Origin of the sequence: Ligilactobacillus sp. Marseille-Q7487 (genome assembly GCF_949152225.1) — a bacterium.
Taxonomy (GTDB): domain Bacteria; phylum Bacillota; class Bacilli; order Lactobacillales; family Lactobacillaceae; genus Ligilactobacillus.
The window spans coordinates 165000-184821 of the sequence record NZ_CASCJC010000001.1; the positions used below are offsets into that span (position 1 = coordinate 165000).

Sequence of the window (19822 nt, forward strand, 5' to 3'; positions counted from 1 at the left end):
ACTTTTATTTTCATCGTTTTCCTCGTTTCTTATTACAAGTTAAATCTATTATAAGCTAGAAAGCAAAACTTGTCTTGAATGATTTTTAGCGGTAAACTGATAAAGAAATCAGCACAGAAAGGATAAATTAGATGAGTGACGTAATCGATATCAACGATATTTTGGCTAAGATGAATCCTAACCAAAAAATCAACTACGATAAAGTCATGCAAAAGATGACACAAGACTGGCAAAAACAAACTAAACGTCCTAAACTCTTGTTGCATAGTTGTTGTGCCCCTTGTAGTACGTATACATTAGAATATTTGACGAAATATTGTGATATTACCGTTTATTTTGCTAATTCAAATATTCATCCGCGTGAAGAATATTATCGCAGAGAATACGTGCAACAAAAATTCATTCATGATTTTAATGAAAAAACAGGTAATAATGTTCAATTTTTGGCAGCTGCATATAAACCCCAAGAATACTTTCAAAAAGTGCGTGGATTTGAAAAAGAACCTGAAGGGGGCAAACGTTGTGCGGCATGCTTTGATTATCGCTTAGATGCGGTGGCTAAAAAGGCTGTTGAATTAGGCTTTGATTATTTTGGTAGTGCCTTGACAATCAGTCCCCATAAAAATTCGCAAGTTATCAATCAAGTCGGGATTGAAGTCCAAAAATTTTATACAGCGCATTATTTACCAAGTGATTTCAAGAAAAATGGCGGTTATGCACGCTCAGTTGAGATGTGTAACGAATACGATATTTATCGGCAATGCTATTGTGGTTGCATTTTTGCGGCTAAAGATCAAGGTGTAGATTTCACCAAAATCAGATATGATGCCCTAGACTTCATGCAAGGTAAAGATGCTGCTAAAGAGTTCCCTGAAATTTTCTTTAAAATTGATGGTCAAGAAGTATAAAAAAGCGTGAAATGAACAAAAAGTCCATTTCACGCTTTTTTAATCTCCTCCAACGATGGTTGCGACTTGGCTAGATAAATTACGCCAATAAAGAATTGAATTGGCAGCAAAATCTTCGGAAAATGTAGCAAAGCCTTCACGCGGTTTGATTTGACCAAGTGTTTCGCCAATGATACCAGTAACGTTTAAGACTTGATCACTTTCTTGCCAAGTGATGTCCCAATATGGGCCTTCCAATGCGTCTTCAAACATTGCACTAACGCCTTCGAGTGTAGTTTTTAGCAAAACTTCTTCTTTAGTTGCTTCTTCAAAGCCGTTTGCCTTAAGCCAAGCGAGTTTTTGTTCGACTTGCGCCATATCATCTGGAATTAAATTATACATTGTAATACCTCTTTAGTATTTAATTTGTCTTTAGTGTAACAGATTTGTGCAAGGAAAAGTATAGAAAAATATCTAAAAAACAGTATAATGAAATTAATATTAGGTAAGGAGAGCACGTATGACACAAGTAATACTTGAACGACCGTTTATTAATATTGTTAATTTGATTTGGAGCTTTGATCGGTCAACGAATCAAGTGTATTTGTTGTTGCTAAAAAGAGCACATACACCTTGTCAAGGACGTTGGGCCTTACCAGAAACGTATTTACGAAGCGAAGAAAGTGCAGATCAAGCGGCTTTACGCTTAGTAAGAGAAAAGATAGGATTGGACTTGTCGGCAATACATACAGAACAATTAGCTACGTTCACACATCCTAAACGAGCACCTGGAGCTAAAGGACAAAGTCGGACCTTGTCGTTGGCTTACATGACGTTTTTACCGGAGATGCCACCGTTAAAAGCAGGGTATGGAGCAAGTGATGCTAAATGGTTTAGTTTTTCGTTTAACCAAGCTGGGTATTGCCTACAAAATGGGAAGTTAGCGTTTGAAGCAGCCTTATCGTTGACAGAAGAGCAATATTATCAAAGGGCTCCTAAAGTAGCCGCTGATCCTACTCATTTGGCTTTTGATCATGAATGGATCTTTAAGGTTGCTAGTTTGCGAATTCGTAACAAGCTAGATTATCAACCTAATATTTTGTTGATATTAGGTAATGAGTTTACCTTAAAAGAAGCGCGCAGTGTCTATGCCAGCTTTTTAATGACAAAACTAGAAGCCATCGATAATTCAAATTTCAAAAAAACCCACGGGCATTTGTTTGAAGAAATTGGCACAGCTAATCAACAACGTCCCGGACGCCCAGCAAAACTATTTAGATTGCATAAAACCACCTAGTGTATAAACACGGGTGGTTTTTTGATATCAGCTTGACTTTAAATGCAAATGCATTTAATATTGATTGGTATGTTATTTTATTGAGGAGGAAGAGAATTTGGCAAATATTTCAAAAACAATTAATCCAAAGATTCGTTTGCTTGTGACAGTTTTGCTTTTAGCATCGACTTTTGTTAGTTTAACCAGCCAAACGATGATGGTAACGGCTCTACCAGTAATTCAAAATGAAATGAATGTAAAATTAACCGCAGTACAATGGCTGACGACCGGTTATACTTTAATCATTGGGATCGTCACCCCATTGTCGTCTAATATGTATGAAAAATTTAAAAATCGCACGGTCTTTTTAGGGACGATTGGGACATTTATTGTTGGGACATTTTTAGGCTGCATAGCAACTAGCTTTAATATGTTGTTGTTAGCACGTCTAGTTCAAGCGTGTGCCGGTGGGATTTTGATGTCGTTTCAAATGACAACGATGATTTCGATTTATCCACCAGAAAAACGCGGTTCGATCCTAGGAATGTCAGCATTAATCATTGCGACAGGCCCAGCGATTGGACCTACGCTGTCAGGTGCGATTTTAGAATACTTACCTTGGCAATGGTTATTTATTATCTTTGTGCCAATTATGATTGCAATTTTTGTACTTGGATATTTTATTTTTCCAAATTTCTCAGAGCCTAAAGATATTAAAATTGACTTTGTTTCTGTATTGTTATCGTTAGCTGGTAGTGGCTTGGCTTTAGCAAGTTTGACGGTAATGATTGGAAATATCGTAAACGGCTTGGTAATGTTTGTTGTCGGAATAATATTAGTCGTAATCTTTGTCAAACGACAATTAAAATTGAAACATCCAATGCTCAAAGTCCAAATCGTTAAGTATCGTTCGTTTAGAATGATGACGTTAGTAGGGATTTGTGCATTTATGGTCTTGTTGGGAACAGAACAAATGATTCCGATTTTTGCTGAAGGAGTTAGTCATGTAAGTAGTATGGAATCTGGGATGATCTTGTTGCCAGGGGCAATTGTCAATGCTGTTTTAGCACCTTTTGTAGGTAAGATTTACGATGCAAAAGGGCCTAAGTTTTTGATTCCAATTGGGTTTTTCTTGATGATTATAGCTAGTGTTCCGTTGGTATTTGTGACTAATGAAACACCGGTATGGGTCTTGACTGTTGCTTATGCAGTGCGTTTAGCAGGAAATGCTTTTTGTTTTTCACCAGCAGTTTCCGAGGCGTTCTTAGATGTACCTCACACAGATATCAGTCATGCCACAGCGTTAAATAATGCTTTGCGCCAAATTTCTGGGGCAGTTTCTGTCACATTGATGGTCGTTTTATCAGATTTACCAGGAAACTTAGTCAGCGGTACACGCTTGGCATTTAGTTTTACAGTAATTTTGATTGTAGCTTATCTATGTATTTTCTTAGCTTACATGAGCAAAAGAAAGGAAAGTTAGATGATTGCAGATATCGAACGCTATACGGCGATATTTAATCGACAATTACGTCATGATTTAAAGCAAGAATTAGAACCTTTAGGATTAAATGAAACGAATTTCTTTTATTTACCGTTGCTAGTACAACATCCAGGGATTAATCAGGCTTACTTTATTACGGCTATTATGCGTGAACAAAGTATAGTGACTAAACAAATTAATAAGTTAGTCAAAGAAGGTTGGATTGAAAAGCGAATTTCTAATGAAGATCGTAGGCAATCTGAACTTTATCCAACACAAAAAACTTTGAAAATAATGCCTAAAATCGATGAAATTACGAGTAGCGTCAGTCAAAAGTCAGTAGCAGGACTAAGCAAAGAAGAACAAGAACAATTTGCAAAGTTATTGATGAAAGCAACTCAAAGCTATGCACAAATAGTATTACATTCTTAAATTAAAGCGCTAGTTAATTTGACTAGCGTTTTTTATTTGTTTTGCGATTTTTAGGTGGCTAGGCTATACTTGAAAAGGAGAAAAAAATGAAGTAATGAGGTGTAGTAATGCTTGAAAAGACTCCTTTAATTTCTGTAGTGGTACCAATTTATGGAGTTGAAAAATATTTGCAGCGCTGTTTAGACTCAATTGCTCAACAAACATATCAAAACTTAGAAATTATTTTAGTAGATGATGGTTCGGTAGATAATTCAGGTAAAATAGCTGATGAGTATGCTTTAAAAGATGAACGCATGCTTGTAATTCATCGGGAAAATGGTGGTTTGTCAGCTGCAAGAAATACAGGGATTAAAGCTGCAAAAGGTGAATATATCACGTTTGTTGATTCAGATGACTACATTGATGAAGATTACGTAGAATATATGTATCAACTATTAAAGAAAGATAGTTTCAAAGCTAAGCTGGCCGTATGTTCTTTACGTAATGTGTTTGAGCAGACTGGAAAGATTCACGGAAATGGTAACGGTAAAGAATGTATCTTGACCGGTAAAGAATGCTTAGAGATGATGTGTTATCATGATCAGTTCGATACCTGTGCCTATGCGAAATTAGGCGAAACTAGTTTATATCGTGAGCATCTTTTTCCAGAAGGAATGCTTTTTGAAGATATTGGGCATACTTATAAAATTTTATTGGAATGTCCACGTGTGGCCTGTGGTTTTGTCGACAAATATTCGTATGTGATGCGTGCTAATTCGATTGTCCAATCTAGTTTTAGTTCTAAAAAATTAGATTTATTAACAATGACTGATCAAATGGCAAAAACAGTGAGTGACGTGTATCCGGATTTAGCTAAGGCTGTTTTAAGACGACAAGTGTATGCGAGATTTAGCACGTTAAATCAAATGTTAGATGCTAAAAATGTGTTACAACAAAGAAAAGAAATAGTAAACTTTTTAAAAAAGCACAAAAGAGAAGTGTTAAAAGATCCTAAGACGCCTAAAAGGGATAGATTAGCCTATCTGATGTTAGCTTTAGGTTATCCAATTTATCGTATGGCATGGAAATTTTATGAAAAAAAGAAGATTAGTTAAGGAGAAGACATATGCTACTTTCGGTTGTAATGTCAGTTTACAATGGTGAAAAATATATACGAGAACAGCTTCAATCACTAAAATCTCAAAGCAGGCAACCAGATGAAGTGTTAATTTTTGATGATGGTTCAACGGATAATACGTCAGAAATAGTTATCGATTTTATTCGAGATAATAATTTGAAGAATTGGCAGTTTATAAAGAATAGAGTAAATAAAGGGTGGCGTAGAAACTTTATTGAAGGAATGTGGCAAGCTAAGGGTGATTTGATTTTCACTTGTGATCAAGATGATATTTGGCGACCAGATAAATTGCAAATAATGGAAGAAGTAATGAAAACTCATCCTGAAGTTAAATTATTGACATCAAATTATAAAGAATTTTATGAAGACGGAACAACTAAAATAGGTCCTTGGAAAAATGACCATAATTTGATGAAAATTGAGTTGCCTAATAATTATCTGCTAGTTAAGAGTCCAGGATGTACACATTGTATTCGTAAAGGAATAGTCGAACTTACTAAGAAATATTGGCGTCCAACTTATGCACACGATGCCTTGGTTTGGCGGTTAGCTCAGTTTGCAGACGGATTATATGCTTATACAGATACATTAATTTCTTGGCGAAAGCATACACAAAGTGCTTTTGCTAAAGAAAGTCGAGATTTAAAATGTATTTCTGAAAAAGAAAAATGGATTGGTGAAGCTAAGAAATTTTGTAAAGATCTGCACAAGTATATAAGAGAAGATGTTGCAGGAAATGTGGCCAAACAAGAAAAGGTTTTAATGCGTAACGATAAATGGTTAGCAGTTAGGACTAAGTTTTATCAAACAAAAAATCCATTAAGAGGCTTACAATTGGCATTTTATTGGGATTGTTTTCCAAGATATCGCCAATACTTAGGAGATTGGTATCTATTATTTATTAAGCGTAAATAAATTCTGTATAACCGGTAAGTATTTGCGGTATACTCTAGAAAAGATAATTTGTAATATGATGAGGTGAATCAAATGAAGGCGATTTTAACAACAATAGGAAAAGATCAAGTCGGAATTGTGGCTAATGTTAGTCAATATCTAGCGCAAAAACAAATCAATATCTTAGACTTGTCACAAACAATTATGGATGGCTATTTTACGATGATGATGATGGTTGAAATTCCTACAACTGTGGCAATTGAAGAAGTAGCTAGCCAACTCAATGATCTGGGAAAGAAATTAGGCGTAGAAATCAACATTCGCAACGAAGAAATTTATCGTGCAATGCATCAATTATAGGAGGTTGCCAGCGTGGAAACAGAAAAAATTCTTGAAACAGCACGTATGATTTCGGATGAAAATCTTGATGTGCGTACAATTACGATGGCAATTTCTTTGATCGATTGTATCGATAGCGATAGTGATAAGGCTTGCCAAAAAATTTATGACAAGATTACAACGAAGGCACGTGACTTGGTTAAGGTCGGCGAACAAATTCAAGCAGAATATGGGATTCCTATCATTAACAAGCGCGTGACCGTAACACCAATTTCAATCATTGCAGCTGCAAGTCATGACAAAGATTATGTCAAATATGCTTTGACTTTGGATAAGGCAGCTAAAACGTTAGGAATTGATTTTATCGGAGGCTTTTCAGCTTTAGTAGATAAAGGCTACCAAAACGGAGATAAGACGCTGATTGCTTCTTTACCTGAAGCATTAGCGCAAACAGATTATGTGTGTGCATCGGTTAATGTTGGTTCTACAAAAAATGGGATTAACATGGATGCCGTGGCACAAATGGGACAAGTGATTGTCGATGCATCTAAGTTAGATGTGATGACAAACGCTAAAATGGTGGTCTTTTGTAATGCAGTTGATGATAACCCATTTATGGCTGGAGGATTCCAAGGGATTACCGAACCTGATGTAGTTATTAACGTGGGTGTTTCTGGACCTGGAGTAGTTAAGTGTGCGTTAGAAAAGGTTAAAGGGCAACCAATTGATGTGGTTGCTGAAACAATTAAGCAAACAGCTTTTAAGGTTACTAGAATGGGACAATTAGTTGGTACGTTAGCCTCACAAAGATTAGGTGTACCATTTGGAATTGTCGATTTATCTTTAGCACCAACACCAGCAGTTGGAGATTCGGTAGCGCAAATTCTAGAAGAAATCGGCTTAGAACAAGTTGGAACACATGGAACAACTGCTGCTTTAGCTTTGTTAAACGATGCAGTTAAAAAAGGCGGTATCATGGCATGTAGCCACGTTGGTGGGTTGTCAGGCGCATTTATTCCGGTTTCAGAAGATGCCGGCATGATTGATGCGGTTAAATCAGGTTGCTTGAACCTTGAAAAGCTTGAAGCAATGACAGCCGTATGTTCCGTGGGATTAGATATGATTGCGGTACCTGGCGATACGCTGGCTGAAACGATCAGTGCGATGATTGCAGATGAAGCTGCAATCGGCATGATTAACAATAAAACAACAGCGGTTCGAATCATTCCAGTTCCAGGCAAAGGCGTGGGCGAAAGCATCGAATTTGGTGGTTTACTAGGTTATGCACCAATCATGGCGGTTAACGGTGCATCATCGGCGCAAATGATACACCGTGGAGGATTAATTCCGGCACCAATTCATAGTTTCAAAAACTAGAAAATATCCCTTGCTCAAAATTTTGGGCAAGGGATATTTTATGCTCTTTTTTTGAATGGGTAATCTCTGTTGAGATAAAGAGAACGAATAATTGGAATTTTAGGAATGATAATAATAGCAATAATTGTCAAAAGTACACGATAAGATATTAAACCAATCATTTGAACAATGTCGTTATAATGATTTCTGCCTAAAAACAAAGCAACTTTGTTCCCAATAGAAAAACTATTCATATCAAACAAATGAACGCATAAAACTATTAAAGACATCTTTCCATAGTATTGGACAGCTTGCAACTTCCAACCTAATTTATCTGTTATACAGTAGGATAGGTACATGATAAAGTAGCTTCCACCAATAGCGCCAATAACAGCCATGGCAGGATTTGTTGCGTAACCTACGTTAATATAAAAGGCGCCAGATTTCATGGATAACAACCAGAGAACAATTCCTGCTAGTGCAAGATAGATATTTCCTTGATGGATTAAATCGTACTTGCGGATTTGTTGACCAGCAAAATAAAAGCTAAGGCTGATTAAGGCTGCATCCAAACTCCATGGTAATTGAATAAATTTAGCGATATAAAAACCTAATACGGTACAAATTAGTGAATAGCAAGCTAAAAATAAAGTAGAATTGGTAGACTTGTTGCTTAGCTTTATTCCTAGATTAAATAAAAAGTTTCCTAGATACATTGCAAGCAAGAACCAAATAGCACCGATTGCGTAGACAGTTAAATTAATTTTAGGAATTACCGAACTGGTTCCGAGACCGTATATTCCGGTAACTATAAAGTCTTTTAAATTAATTTGTGATATCCAGTTGGGGACATAATTATGCCCAAAATAGCAGACAAGCCCAATTAAGATAACGGTTGTAAAGTAAGGTAATAATAGATTTTTATTACCGCCACTAAAAACTTCAGACCATTTCTTTTCACGCGATAAGTAGCCTGACAATACAAAAAAGATAGGAACGTTAACTGTGAATAGGAAATTACTCCACATTGGATGATTGCCGATATTTGAATGAACCATGATGATCATCAACATCCCTAAAGCTCTCGAAATATCAATCCAATAAACTCTTTTTTTCATAATTTATACTCCCGTAATATAATAATCAACATTAATTATATTTTTGTATTGAGCGCAATGCAATTATCAATTTTTTAATCATTCAATTTACTGATTGTTTGACGGACGGTATTAACGATACTGCGGTCTGCAGAAAAGACGATGTGATCGCCAAGTTGAATCTGTGTATCACCATGTGGAGCGATGGGTTTGCCTTCGCGGAAAATACGGCTGATTGTGATGTGTTGGATGAACGGCAGATCTTTGACTTCGAGGCCAGCGAACTTGGCATTGTTGACGATAACTTCATACAAATGAGCAGAACCGGTCAACAATTCAAGTGTCGATGGCGTTTCGATAATGGCACTCATGATTCCTACGCTGGTGTCAAAGGCGCTAAAGTACTCAATACCGGCTTTTTTAAGAGTTTTATCCATCTGTGACATGCTGACAGGATCAGAATTTTCGATACTTGTAATAACGCGTTCAACACCGTATTCTTTTGCGGCTAAAGCCAGCTTGAAGTTAATTTCTGGCTTAGAGTAACCAAAGACCATGATGTCGGCATCAAAAACTTGTTGAGAAATTAAATCATCAGGTTCTAGTGATTCTAAAAAATTAATGTTGCCGATATGATTATAGGTCGTGTAATTCTTCTTACTATCAGTGTACATCTTGATGTCATACCAATCGGCTGTCAGGCGTTTTAAGACGTTGACGGTCACGAGGTTGACTCCCAAAATATGCACGGTGGTTTTTTGTAAGTCTTCAGGTTCTGGTTGAGTTAATTTGTTAAAGAGCAACGGGCCAACGATACAAGTTAAAATGCCGGCAATCAGAAAGGCTCCGGATTGTTGTGCGTTAATGACTTTGAGGTCTTCAGCAACGGTTAAAACGGCCAAGACTAAAGTAATCGTTGTGCTTGATAGAAATGCCCCAGCTAAGGCGTTTTTTTCTTTAAAACGCAAGCGCAAACCAAAATATGTCGTCATTTTAGCTAAAATAAAGCAAATAAAGAAGATGGGAATCAATACTAATGTCTTAGGTGAACTCAAGAGACTAGGAATATCTAATTTAACCCCTGTTAAGATGAAGAAATATGGGATAAAAAAGCCGTAGCCTAAGGCATCTAGTTTATGTTGGGTGCTTGTAGCTGGCTGTAGCAGCTTAAGGACTATTCCAGCGACAAATGCACCTAAGATATTTTCTGCGCCAACTGCTTCGGCTAGCAAAACCAAGGCGATGATAATCGCAAAAGCCAAGCGAATATCAATTTGGGTGGTTGCCTTATTAAGAGCGTTTAGATCCTTGAAAAACCATTGGAAGTGTTTGAAGATCAAAGCACCAGCGATAAACAATAAAGAAATCAACCAAATACTGCCGCCACGACCAGCGACTAGTGAACTATAAATCGTTAAGGATAATAACGGAATGACTTCACCTAAAACTGCAATCAATAAGAGCGCTTGACCTAAGGGTTTGCTTAATAATTCATTTTCTTTAAGCACAGAAATAACAATCCCTAAGGCAATGGTTGAAAATAAAATAACGGCTAAAAATAAGTCGCTAAATAGACCACTTAATTTTAAGAGATATGCCAAAATAACCGAGGTGATTAAGGTTGCACCATAAGCGATGACGGCCACTTGATCGGCGGAAGTCGTCGGTTGATTTTGCGCACGCTTTAAGGCTAATGGAGTGACCGGGCCGGCATTTTTCTTAAACAAGCTAAAATCGATCTCCATGCCACTTAAAAACAACAGGATAATCACGCCAAACGTTGACATATAGTTGAGCAGACTATCTAGATGAATGATGTTAACCCCACTTTTGCCAAGAATGATACCAACGATAATTTCTGCGATTGAAGTCGGAATTAATGAAATTTTTAATCTGTTAAGCAACATAGGGGTACAAAAGGCCACCAGTGCGACCAATAAAAACGAAAGTTCCAATTTAAAACCTCCTATTTAATTTAGGTTGTTAGATAATTATACGGTAATTTATAGGAAATAACCAAATAAAGTGATGAAAAGGAAAATACTATTTTATGAGTTAACTAAATAAAAGTATGTATGGTGAGTAAAGAAATGGTTTATAATATCAGAGTGAGTGTTAATTATTAAAGTTAGAGAGGGAAAAGTTGTGTCAATTAGAGAAAAAATTGAAAGATTTGTTTATCGTAGTATAAAAATAATATATATTTTTTTGATGATGTGGACTTTTTTGGGAGCAGTTAGGTCTCCTAATTTAGAAATAAATAATGTTAGTGGGATAAGTATTGGAATTATTCTTATAGCGGTTTTTATTTACATAATTGGTAGAATTAATAAGATAAAAGCCATAATACATTGGATGATTCGTAAGTGTAGTAGTATGAAAGTAGTGATTTGTTGGACAGCTCTAGTGTTTATATTACAGTTTTCTTTTGTTATATTCACGCATCCTAAAATAGGTTTTGATGTAGGAGGAATCCATAGGGCTATTTTGGGAGATATAGATATAAATTATTTTTCACATTGTACGAATAATTTACCTATCCTTTTAGTACAGCATTTTATTTATACTATTTTTCATAATGAAGGATGGCTATTATTAGATGTAATAACACTTTTCTTAGTGGATATTTCAGCTGTTTTAAACGTTTGTACTCTTGCATTAGTTAATAAAAAGTATGTAGTTAGGGGAGTATACGTTCATCTTATCTGGTTAGCTTTATTTCCTATGATTATTGTTCCGTATACCGATACTTGGGTTTTGCCATTAGTATCTCTGACTATTTTAATGTGGGCTTTGATGGTTAAGAAAAATATAAACTACGTTGTTAAAATTTTGTGTGCAGTAATAATGGGTGCGGCGATTGTCGGCGCATATTTTATAAAACCCTCTGCTGTAATAACTGCTATAGCAATTGCTTTAGTAGAATTAATAAGAGTTGGATTTAGAAGGAAAGTTGGAAAAGATACAGTTAAGAATTTAGGAATAATAGCTTGTTTATGCGTATCTTTTATAGGCTTTTTTTTCATGGCGAAATCTACAATTAACAATCAGAAATATGTTGCTTTAGAGAAGGACAAGGCTATGCCGCCAATACATTTTGTTGCAATAGGATTAATTGGGAATGGAGGTTATAATCCACAAGATGCATCGGATATGTATAGAGCAAAAGATACAAATGAAATAAAAGAGATATCCAAAAGAAAAATAAAAGAACGCTTAGAACAAAAAGGACCATTAGGTTATATTAGGTTTTTGTTGCATAAACAAAACATGAATACTGCAGATGGAACGTTTGGCTGGAATGCAGAAGGGGCGTTTTTAGATCAACAAATGCCAACAAAAGGAGTAGAAAAAAGAATAGCAGAATATATCTATCCTAATGGCAGAAGACTACATGATTTTTCTTTTGTGGCACAAGTGTGGTGGATAGTTTGGTTATTTATTTTACTATTTGGATGTACAAGTAAAAATGATAGAATTACGTGGATGACACGACTAGCGATTATCGGTGGAATGGTATTTTTATTATTGTTTGAGGGAGGGAGAAGTAGATATTTAATTCAATTTTTACCTAGTTTTTTAATTTTGGCATCTATTCAAATTGAAACAGCTAAATTTAAAATTAAGAATCTTTTACAAGATGTTATATAGGCATGTGGCTGTAATTAACTTAGAAGTTTATATGATATAAAAATGGCTTAACGTATTAGTTGAGCCATTTTTTGTTGTTTTTGACTGGTTTTTGAAAGTTTTTGGAGTTTTGTGATTGATTTTTATTGAAAGCGTGTTATAATCATTTAGGAAAGAGGTGTTGAAAATGCTTGCGGAAAAAAGACAACAGCTGATTCTAGAAATGCTTAAGAATAATGGCATCATCAAGATGCAAGACATCTGTGAGAAGACCGATTGCTCGGAATCTTCGGCCCGGCGTGATTTGCAATTGTTAGAAGAACAAGGTTTACTTGTCAGAGTTCATGGTGGAGCTAAGATGAAATATTCGCTCCAACGTGAAATGGACATGTCTGGTAAAGAAAACCAAAACATTTCTGCTAAAGAAGCAATCGCTGAATTTGCAGCAAAATTAATTCGCGATGATGATGTGATTTATTTAGATGCTGGTTCGACAACTTTGGCACTAATCAAGTACTTGGGAACGTTTAGTGGTTTGACAGTCGTGACTAACGGTGTTCAACACGCCAGTGCCTTAGCCGATCAAAATGTGCGCACAATTCTTGTTGGTGGTCAATTAAAAAATTCAACCAAGGCACTAGTTGGTTCACAAACGGTCAGCGATTTACAGCGATTGCGTTTCAACAAAGCTTTCTTAGGAATTAATGGCATTCATCCTAAGTATGGCTATACGACGCCTGATCCAAGTGAAGCGGCTGTTAAGCAAGTTGCACTGGAACAAAGCGAAAAAGCCTATGTCTTAGCCGATGCAAGCAAATTCAATAATGTGTCGTTTGTCAAGATTGCGGATTTAGGAGCAGCAGAGATCATTACCCAAGAATTATCAAACGAACTGTTTGCACACTATAGCAGTCAAACGACGATTCAGGAGGCAAAAGAGAAATGATTTATACAGTAACGGTTAATCCGTCAATCGATTATATCGTCCAATTAAAGGAATTGACCTTGGGTGAAGTTAATCGTATGGACTATGATAACAAGTTACCAGGAGGTAAAGGAATCAACGTTTCACGGATCCTTAAAGAATTAGGTCAAGATAGTGTGGCCTTGGGCTTTTTGGGTGGTTTTACCGGTGAATTCGTCAAAAATGAACTTGAAAAAACAGGTATCAAGACGAACTTTACCATGATTAAAGACGATACACGTATCAACGTCAAGATTAAGGCCCAACAAGAAACTGAAATCAATGGGCGTGGTCCGGTTGTTTCGGAAAGAGAACTAACACAATTTACGGCGCAATTTGATAAATTGAGTGCCGGAGACGTGGTGATTTTTGCAGGAAGCTTGCTACCTTGTTTGGATCAAAACTTCTATTTTGACTTAATCAAGCAAATTCGGGCGCGTGGCGCAGAATTTGTGATTGATACAACGGGCGAAAGTTTATTGAAGACTTTGCCTCAAAATCCATTGGTTGTTAAGCCAAATAATCATGAACTAGCAGAATTGTTTGAAACGACATTTACAGGCATCGATGATATTGTTGAGCACGGTAAAAAACTTTTAAAATTAGGTGCACAACACGTGTTGATTTCGATGGCTGGAGATGGTGGTTTATTGATCACTAAAGATGCTATTTATCGTTCATTGGCACCAAAGGGCACGGTTATTAACTCTGTTGGTGCAGGTGATTCAATGATTGCTGGCTTTACCGGCACACTTGCTTCAACTGGTGATGTCGTTGAGGCTTTCCGCTATGGTTTAGCATGTGGTTCGGCAACTGCATTTAGCGAAGACCTGGCAACAAGAGAAAAAATTGATGAAATCTTACCACAAATTAAGATCACTAAATATTAATACTTTCAGGGGGAAAACAGGATGGATATTCGTAAGTTATTACTAACCGATATCATGATCATGGATTTGCAAGCTAAAACTAAAGAGCAAGCAATCGATGAAATGGTGCATCAATATTTTGTTAAAGGAATCATCGATGATGAAGAACTTTACAAGAAAGATATTTTAGCACGTGAAGCTCAATCATCTACAGGTATGGGTGATGGAATTGCAATTCCACACGCACATGATAAAGCTGTTAAAAAGCCAGCTGTATTATTTGCACGTAGTATCGCCGGAATCGATTATGATGCAATGGATGGTCAACCATCCCATCTATTTTTCATGATTGCAGCTCCAGAAGGCGGCGACAATACGCATTTGCAAGCCTTAGCTGCTTTATCTAAGGTTTTAATGGATCCAGAAGTTGTGGCTGCATTGAAGCAAGCAAGTACTCCACAAGATGTACAAGATATCTTTGCCAAGGCAATTGAAGCTAAGCGACAAGCTGAAGCAAGTCAAGTGACACCAGAACCTAAAGCAGACAGTGATCGTCCATATGTGGTCGCAGTAACAGCGTGTCCAAACGGAATTGCTCACACATATATGGCTGAAGAAAATCTTAAGAAAAAAGCAGCCGAAATGGGTGTTGATATTAAGGTTGAAACAAATGGTTCCGAAGGGGTTAAAAATGAATTAACCGCACAAGAAATCAAGCAAGCTAAAGGTGTGATCGTGGCAGCGGACAAAAAAGTTGCAATGGCACGTTTTGATGGCAAACCATTGGTTAACAAATCCGTAACTTCTGCTATCAAGAACCCAGAAGAACTATTACAGACAGTCTTAGACGACAAAGCATCAATCTATCATGCTAGCCAAGCTGAACAAGAAAGTACAACAGCTTCTGATGGTAGCTTCTGGGGTAACATTTATAAACAATTGATGAACGGTATTTCTCATATGTTGCCATTCGTTATCGGTGGTGGAATCTTGATGGCCCTATCCTTTGTGGTTGAACAATACTTCGGTGGGGCAGATTCAATGGCATTTATCTTCTTGAATAATGCCGGTAACTTAGCCTTCGCGTTTATGGTACCTGTTTTGGCCGGGTATATCGCGGAAGCTATCGGTGATAAGCCAGCCTTGATGCCTGGTTTTGTCGGTGGTTTGATGGCAACTGTTTATAGTGGTTCGTTTGGTGGTGCATATGTTGCAAACGTGATGACAGATGCTAAATCAGCCGCAGGTTTCTTGGGTGGGATTGCAGCTGGGTTTATCGCTGGTCATATGATGAATGGCTTAAAGAAAGCTTGTGCTAAATTGCCACGTTCTGTTGAAGGTATGAAACCAATGTTGATTTATCCAGTTTTAGGTTTATTGATTATGGCGTTGATTATGTTCTTTATCATCAACCCAATCTTTTCAACGATCAACCTATGGATTACTAATTTCTTGGAACATTTAGGAACAGGTAATGCTGTTATTTTAAGTTTAGTATTAGCAGGGATGATGTCTATCGATATGGGTGGTCCTTTCAACAAAGCAGCTTATGTCTTTGCTGCTGGTGCATTCGCCAATAACCCACATTCTGTTGAAGCTGCTGGTTTAATGGCAGCCGTAATGGTTGGTGGGATGGTACCACCATTTGCAACAGCAATTGCAACATTGGTCTTTCCTAAGAAATTTACTGATGACGAAAGAAAAGCTGGTATTTCTAACTGGGTTTTAGGTTTCTCATTTATTACTGAAGGTGCTATTCCATTTGCAACAGCCGATCCAGGCCGTGTGTTGCCGTCATGTATCGTAGGTTCTGCAGTGGCTGGGGCTCTTGTTGGTTTATGGCATGTTAGTGTGCCTGCACCACATGGTGGTTTCTGGGTAGCTCCACTTGCAACTAATATTTTAGGTTATTTCGCAGCCGTGATTATTGGTTCAATTATTGCAGCCGTAATCTTAGGTATGTGGAAAAAAGAAGTGAAATAAGCGACTAACTCTAAGGATTTTCTGAAAAGAGAATCCTTTTTTAGTATGACAAAGTCGTGGATATAGAATATAATTAAAGAGACTATATAAAAGTATAAATGAGGTCTTATTAATGAGAGAAAAATTTGTAGATAGTATGAATTAGCTGATAAAATGGATTTATATTCTTTTTATGTTATGGATATTTTTAGGAGCTTTAAGAGATTCTAACTTAGAAATAAATAATGCTACCGGTGTTAGTGTAGGTGTGTTAATACTGTTAGTAGTGTTGTTTTTTGTTTTCAAAAAATTGGATTTAGTAAGATTGGAAATTTTTTCTTAGGTAAATATAAATTTCTTATAGCAGGTATTTTAGCAGTTGGTGTAATTACTTTTCAAATATATTTTGTGATGAATATACATCCTGCTATTGGTTTTGATATTTCAGCATTACATAATGCATTGATTGGAAAGCCGGATAATGTTTATTATTCACAATATCCTAACAATGTTTCTTTCTTCATGTACATGCATTTTTGGTCACAACTTTTTGGTTCAACAAGTTGGTTATTTTTAGATTTATGTACACTTGTTTGGACGGATTTATCAGCAATTTTAAATATTTTAGCATTATATTTTATAAATAAGAAGTTAGTGGTTCCTGGGATATATATTCATTGGTGAAATGTTATTTTTATTAATTTTTGAAGGTGGGAGAAGTGGATGACTGATTCAATTTTTACTTGTATTTTTTATTCTTCCCACAATTCAATTAGAATGTTACAAGAATGAAAATAATTATAAATTAACAAAATTTATAGGAGAAACAGAATGAATATTTTTAAAAGAAATAAGATATTAATTAATTTAGGAATAGTTAGTCTATTTAGTATTTTTGCGTATTTGATGATTTTACCATTATATACAACTGGGAAAGTTGCTGTATTATCGGATTTTTATTTTCATGCAGCTAGGGTAGAAGAAATCTTTAATAATTTAAAGCATGGGGAGATGTTTACCTTCATTGCTACATTAACATTTCAACATACTGGAGTAGGATCATTTTTATTTTATCCAACGTTATTTTTGTATCCATGGGCAATATTAAGGTTCTTTTTTAATCCTATAAATTCATTTTATATGTGGTATTGGTTAATTACGGTATTAACATTTGTAATTAGTTATTATTGTATGTTTAAATTCTCTAAGAATAGACTTCAATCGTTAATTTTTTCATTTTTATATGTTTTAATGCCATATCATTTATATTTAGGAACTTCTGTTTTTGGAGAGTTTATTGCCTCTATGTTTTTGCCAATTATTTTTTTAGGTGCATACTATATTTTTTATGGAGATTATAGAAAATGGTACTTTTTGAGCATTGGTATGGCTTTATTAGGATATAGTCATATTCTTAGTGTGTTTATGACATGTGAAGTACTAGTTATAATATTTATAATATTATTATTTATAAAGAAAATAAGTATTAAAAGAATTGGGTATATATTAATATCAGCAATAGTCACTTTGTTAATGGTTTTACCAGTAATTTATCCATTTATTACAGACTTTATAGGAAAAAATATAAGTAGTGCATTGCCTGGAATTTCTCCACCATTATTAATGACAGGTAGTAGAATTTTTGAAGCATCGATTTCTAATGAAGTTACTAATTGTAGTATTGGTGTGATATTGCTAGTTACATTATTTTTTGGATATGTAAAAGAAAAGCCGTATAGATTTATTTATTATCTAGGAATATTATGTGTTGTTATTTCAACTAACTTAATCCCTTGGATGGCAGTATCAGATACTTTTTTGGGGATGGTACAATTGCCATTTAGATATTTAATGTATGCAGGATTATTTTTGGCAACAGTATGTTGTTATAAAATTTTAATGTATATGCAAAGAAATACGAATTTGAATCAAAAAAATGTATATCATAGGATACAAATTACTTTAATTATTTTTGGAGGTAGTTTTATATTTTATTATGGCGCTAACTCAGATATTATTGATAGGGTCAAAGTAGATAATTCTGAACAGTATTTACAACCAGCAAATAGTTCTGACTCGGTACAAGTTGTTCCTAATATAGTTCAACTAGACAAAAATAATTATCGAAATCAGTTTGGATATGCGGTATTATATGGTGAAACGGATTATTATCCTAAAGTGGCAATAGATAATGAAAAATATAAAAATGATATTATAAATAATATAGCAGTTATTAATAAAAAAGAGATAAAGATTACTCCCATAAGTCAGCCAAATCAACTTGTCTATGATATTAATGTAGCTCAGAAAAGTAATGTTGATTTGCCTGTAATAGCATATACTAATACAAAGGTAAATATTGACGGAAAAAATAAAGAATTTACTATTAGTGATAGGGGAACTGTTAATGTGAAATTATCTAGAGGAGAACATACAATTACAGTTGGCTATGAGCCACCAAAGACCTTTTATAGATTAATTGTTTTTTCAATTTTTGTTATTATTGGTTTATGTGTGTTTATTATAAATAATAAAATAAATAGTAAAAGAATGGTAAAAATTATTAGTAAATAGGGAGTTAAAATATGAAAATTTCACTAGTTATACCATGTTACAACGAACAAGAATCTATCCCGTTATTCTATCAAGCTTTAGAACAAGTAAAGCCACAATTACGCGGTTATGAACTAGAATATTATTTTGTTAATGATGGTTCAAAAGACAATACATTAAATGAGTTACGGCAATTAAATAAGCAACATCCTGATTCAGTACACTATATTTCTTTTTCACGCAATTTTGGGAAAGAAGCTGCTTTATACGCAGGGCTACAAGCTGCTACAGGAGATTATGTAGCGGTGATGGATGTTGATTTGCAAGATCCACCAGAACAATTACCGGAAATGTTAGCGGGAATTGAAGATGAAGGATACGATGTTGTCGGAACACGGCGCGTTGATCGAACAGGAGAACCAGTAATTCGTTCTTTCTTTTCGAACATGTTTTACAAATTAATTAATCGTATCTCAAACACTCAATTTATTAGTGGTGTGCGGGATTATCGCTTGATGACACGTCAAGTAGTTGATTCAATTTTGGAAATGTCTGAATACAATCGTTTTTCAAAGGGCCTTTTTAGTTGGGTTGGTTTCAATGTTAAGTATTTAGAATATCAAAATCGTGACCGTGTAGCAGGAGAAACATCTTGGTCGTTTTGGGGCTTATTGAAGTACTCAATTGAAGGAATCGTCAATTTTTCTGAAGCTCCTTTGGCGTTTGCATCTTGGTTAGGGGGAGCTTCTGCTTTTGCATCAGTGGTCAGCATCATTTTTATTGTTGTGCGTAAGATAATTTATGGTGGCAGTGTAAGTGGCTGGGCATCATTGATTTCTGTAATACTATTAATTGGTGGAATTCAATTGTTGTGTTTAGGGATTGTTGGCAGATATATTGGTAATATTTATTTGGAAGTTAAAAAAAGACCAGTGTATATAATTAAAGAGAAAAAATAGGAAA

General features: G+C 35.4%; 18 protein-coding genes. 15 read left to right on the top strand and 3 right to left on the bottom strand.

What is annotated here, in order from left to right; all coding sequences use genetic code 11:
* Positions 1-131: 131 nt before the first annotated feature.
* Positions 132-908: an epoxyqueuosine reductase QueH gene (locus QM017_RS00750; protein WP_178197739.1), complete on the top strand. Its 777-nt coding sequence runs from the start codon at positions 132-134 to the stop codon at positions 906-908.
* 39 nt (positions 909-947) lie between these two features.
* Here QM017_RS00750 and QM017_RS00755 read toward each other — a convergent pair whose 3' ends face one another.
* On the bottom strand, positions 948-1289 hold the full coding sequence (locus tag QM017_RS00755) for a hypothetical protein (RefSeq protein ID WP_178197737.1): 342 nt from the start codon (positions 1287-1289) through the stop codon (positions 948-950).
* 118 nt (positions 1290-1407) lie between these two features.
* Between QM017_RS00755 and QM017_RS00760 the strand changes: the two genes are divergently transcribed.
* The 7 genes from QM017_RS00760 to QM017_RS00790 all read left to right on the top strand — a co-directional run bounded on the left by QM017_RS00760 (position 1408) and on the right by QM017_RS00790 (position 7805).
* Positions 1408-2184, top strand: a complete 777-nt coding sequence (locus QM017_RS00760) for an NUDIX domain-containing protein (protein ID WP_282708527.1) — start codon at positions 1408-1410, stop codon at positions 2182-2184.
* Positions 2185-2281: 97 nt separating this feature from the next.
* The gene (locus QM017_RS00765) at positions 2282-3646 is read left to right on the top strand and encodes a DHA2 family efflux MFS transporter permease subunit (RefSeq protein ID WP_282708528.1); all 1365 of its coding nucleotides are present in this window, start codon (positions 2282-2284) and stop codon (positions 3644-3646) included.
* On the top strand, positions 3647-4078 hold the full coding sequence (locus QM017_RS00770; RefSeq protein ID WP_282708529.1) for a MarR family transcriptional regulator: 432 nt from the start codon (positions 3647-3649) through the stop codon (positions 4076-4078).
* 107 nt (positions 4079-4185) lie between these two features.
* Positions 4186-5172, top strand: a complete 987-nt coding sequence (locus QM017_RS00775) for a glycosyltransferase family 2 protein (protein WP_282708530.1) — start codon at positions 4186-4188, stop codon at positions 5170-5172.
* Positions 5173-5183: 11 nt separating this feature from the next.
* Positions 5184-6110 carry a glycosyltransferase gene (locus QM017_RS00780; protein WP_282708531.1) on the top strand — a complete coding sequence of 309 codons (927 nt, stop codon included), beginning with the start codon at positions 5184-5186 and terminating at the stop codon, positions 6108-6110.
* Between the two features lie 72 nt (positions 6111-6182).
* Positions 6183-6449 (top strand): ACT domain-containing protein, encoded by a 267-nt coding sequence (locus QM017_RS00785; protein WP_282708532.1) that lies wholly within the window; start codon positions 6183-6185, stop codon positions 6447-6449.
* Between the two features lie 12 nt (positions 6450-6461).
* Positions 6462-7805 carry a PFL family protein gene (locus tag QM017_RS00790; protein WP_282708533.1) on the top strand — a complete coding sequence of 448 codons (1344 nt, stop codon included), beginning with the start codon at positions 6462-6464 and terminating at the stop codon, positions 7803-7805.
* A gap of 38 nt (positions 7806-7843) precedes the next feature.
* On the opposite strand, the gene QM017_RS00795 is transcribed toward QM017_RS00790, so the two are convergent.
* Both QM017_RS00795 and QM017_RS00800 read right to left on the bottom strand, forming a co-directional pair.
* A complete protein-coding gene (locus QM017_RS00795) occupies positions 7844-8902 on the bottom strand; it encodes an acyltransferase family protein (protein ID WP_282708534.1) in 1059 nt (352 codons plus the stop codon).
* A gap of 74 nt (positions 8903-8976) precedes the next feature.
* Positions 8977-10836: a cation:proton antiporter family protein gene (locus QM017_RS00800; protein ID WP_282708535.1), complete on the bottom strand. Its 1860-nt coding sequence runs from the start codon at positions 10834-10836 to the stop codon at positions 8977-8979.
* 190 nt (positions 10837-11026) lie between these two features.
* Here QM017_RS00800 and QM017_RS00805 point away from each other — a divergent pair, with 190 nt between their 5' ends.
* The 7 genes from QM017_RS00805 to QM017_RS00835 all read left to right on the top strand — a co-directional run bounded on the left by QM017_RS00805 (position 11027) and on the right by QM017_RS00835 (position 19818).
* Positions 11027-12532 carry a TIGR03766 family XrtG-associated glycosyltransferase gene (locus QM017_RS00805; protein WP_282708536.1) on the top strand — a complete coding sequence of 502 codons (1506 nt, stop codon included), beginning with the start codon at positions 11027-11029 and terminating at the stop codon, positions 12530-12532.
* Positions 12533-12698: 166 nt separating this feature from the next.
* A complete protein-coding gene (locus QM017_RS00810) occupies positions 12699-13457 on the top strand; it encodes a DeoR/GlpR family DNA-binding transcription regulator (RefSeq protein WP_282708538.1) in 759 nt (252 codons plus the stop codon).
* Positions 13454-14365: a 1-phosphofructokinase gene (pfkB, locus tag QM017_RS00815; protein WP_282708539.1), complete on the top strand. Its 912-nt coding sequence runs from the start codon at positions 13454-13456 to the stop codon at positions 14363-14365. The genes QM017_RS00810 and pfkB overlap by 4 nt, the downstream gene beginning before the upstream one ends.
* A 21-nt stretch (positions 14366-14386) precedes the next feature.
* On the top strand, positions 14387-16327 hold the full coding sequence (locus QM017_RS00820) for a fructose-specific PTS transporter subunit EIIC (protein WP_282708540.1): 1941 nt from the start codon (positions 14387-14389) through the stop codon (positions 16325-16327).
* Between the two features lie 390 nt (positions 16328-16717).
* Positions 16718-16990 carry a hypothetical protein gene (locus QM017_RS00825; protein WP_282708541.1) on the top strand — a complete coding sequence of 91 codons (273 nt, stop codon included), beginning with the start codon at positions 16718-16720 and terminating at the stop codon, positions 16988-16990.
* 147 nt (positions 16991-17137) lie between these two features.
* Positions 17138-18880: a hypothetical protein gene (locus QM017_RS00830; protein WP_282708543.1), complete on the top strand. Its 1743-nt coding sequence runs from the start codon at positions 17138-17140 to the stop codon at positions 18878-18880.
* Positions 18881-18891: 11 nt separating this feature from the next.
* Positions 18892-19818, top strand: a complete 927-nt coding sequence (locus QM017_RS00835; RefSeq protein ID WP_282708544.1) for a glycosyltransferase family 2 protein — start codon at positions 18892-18894, stop codon at positions 19816-19818.
* Positions 19819-19822: the final 4 nt, after the last annotated feature.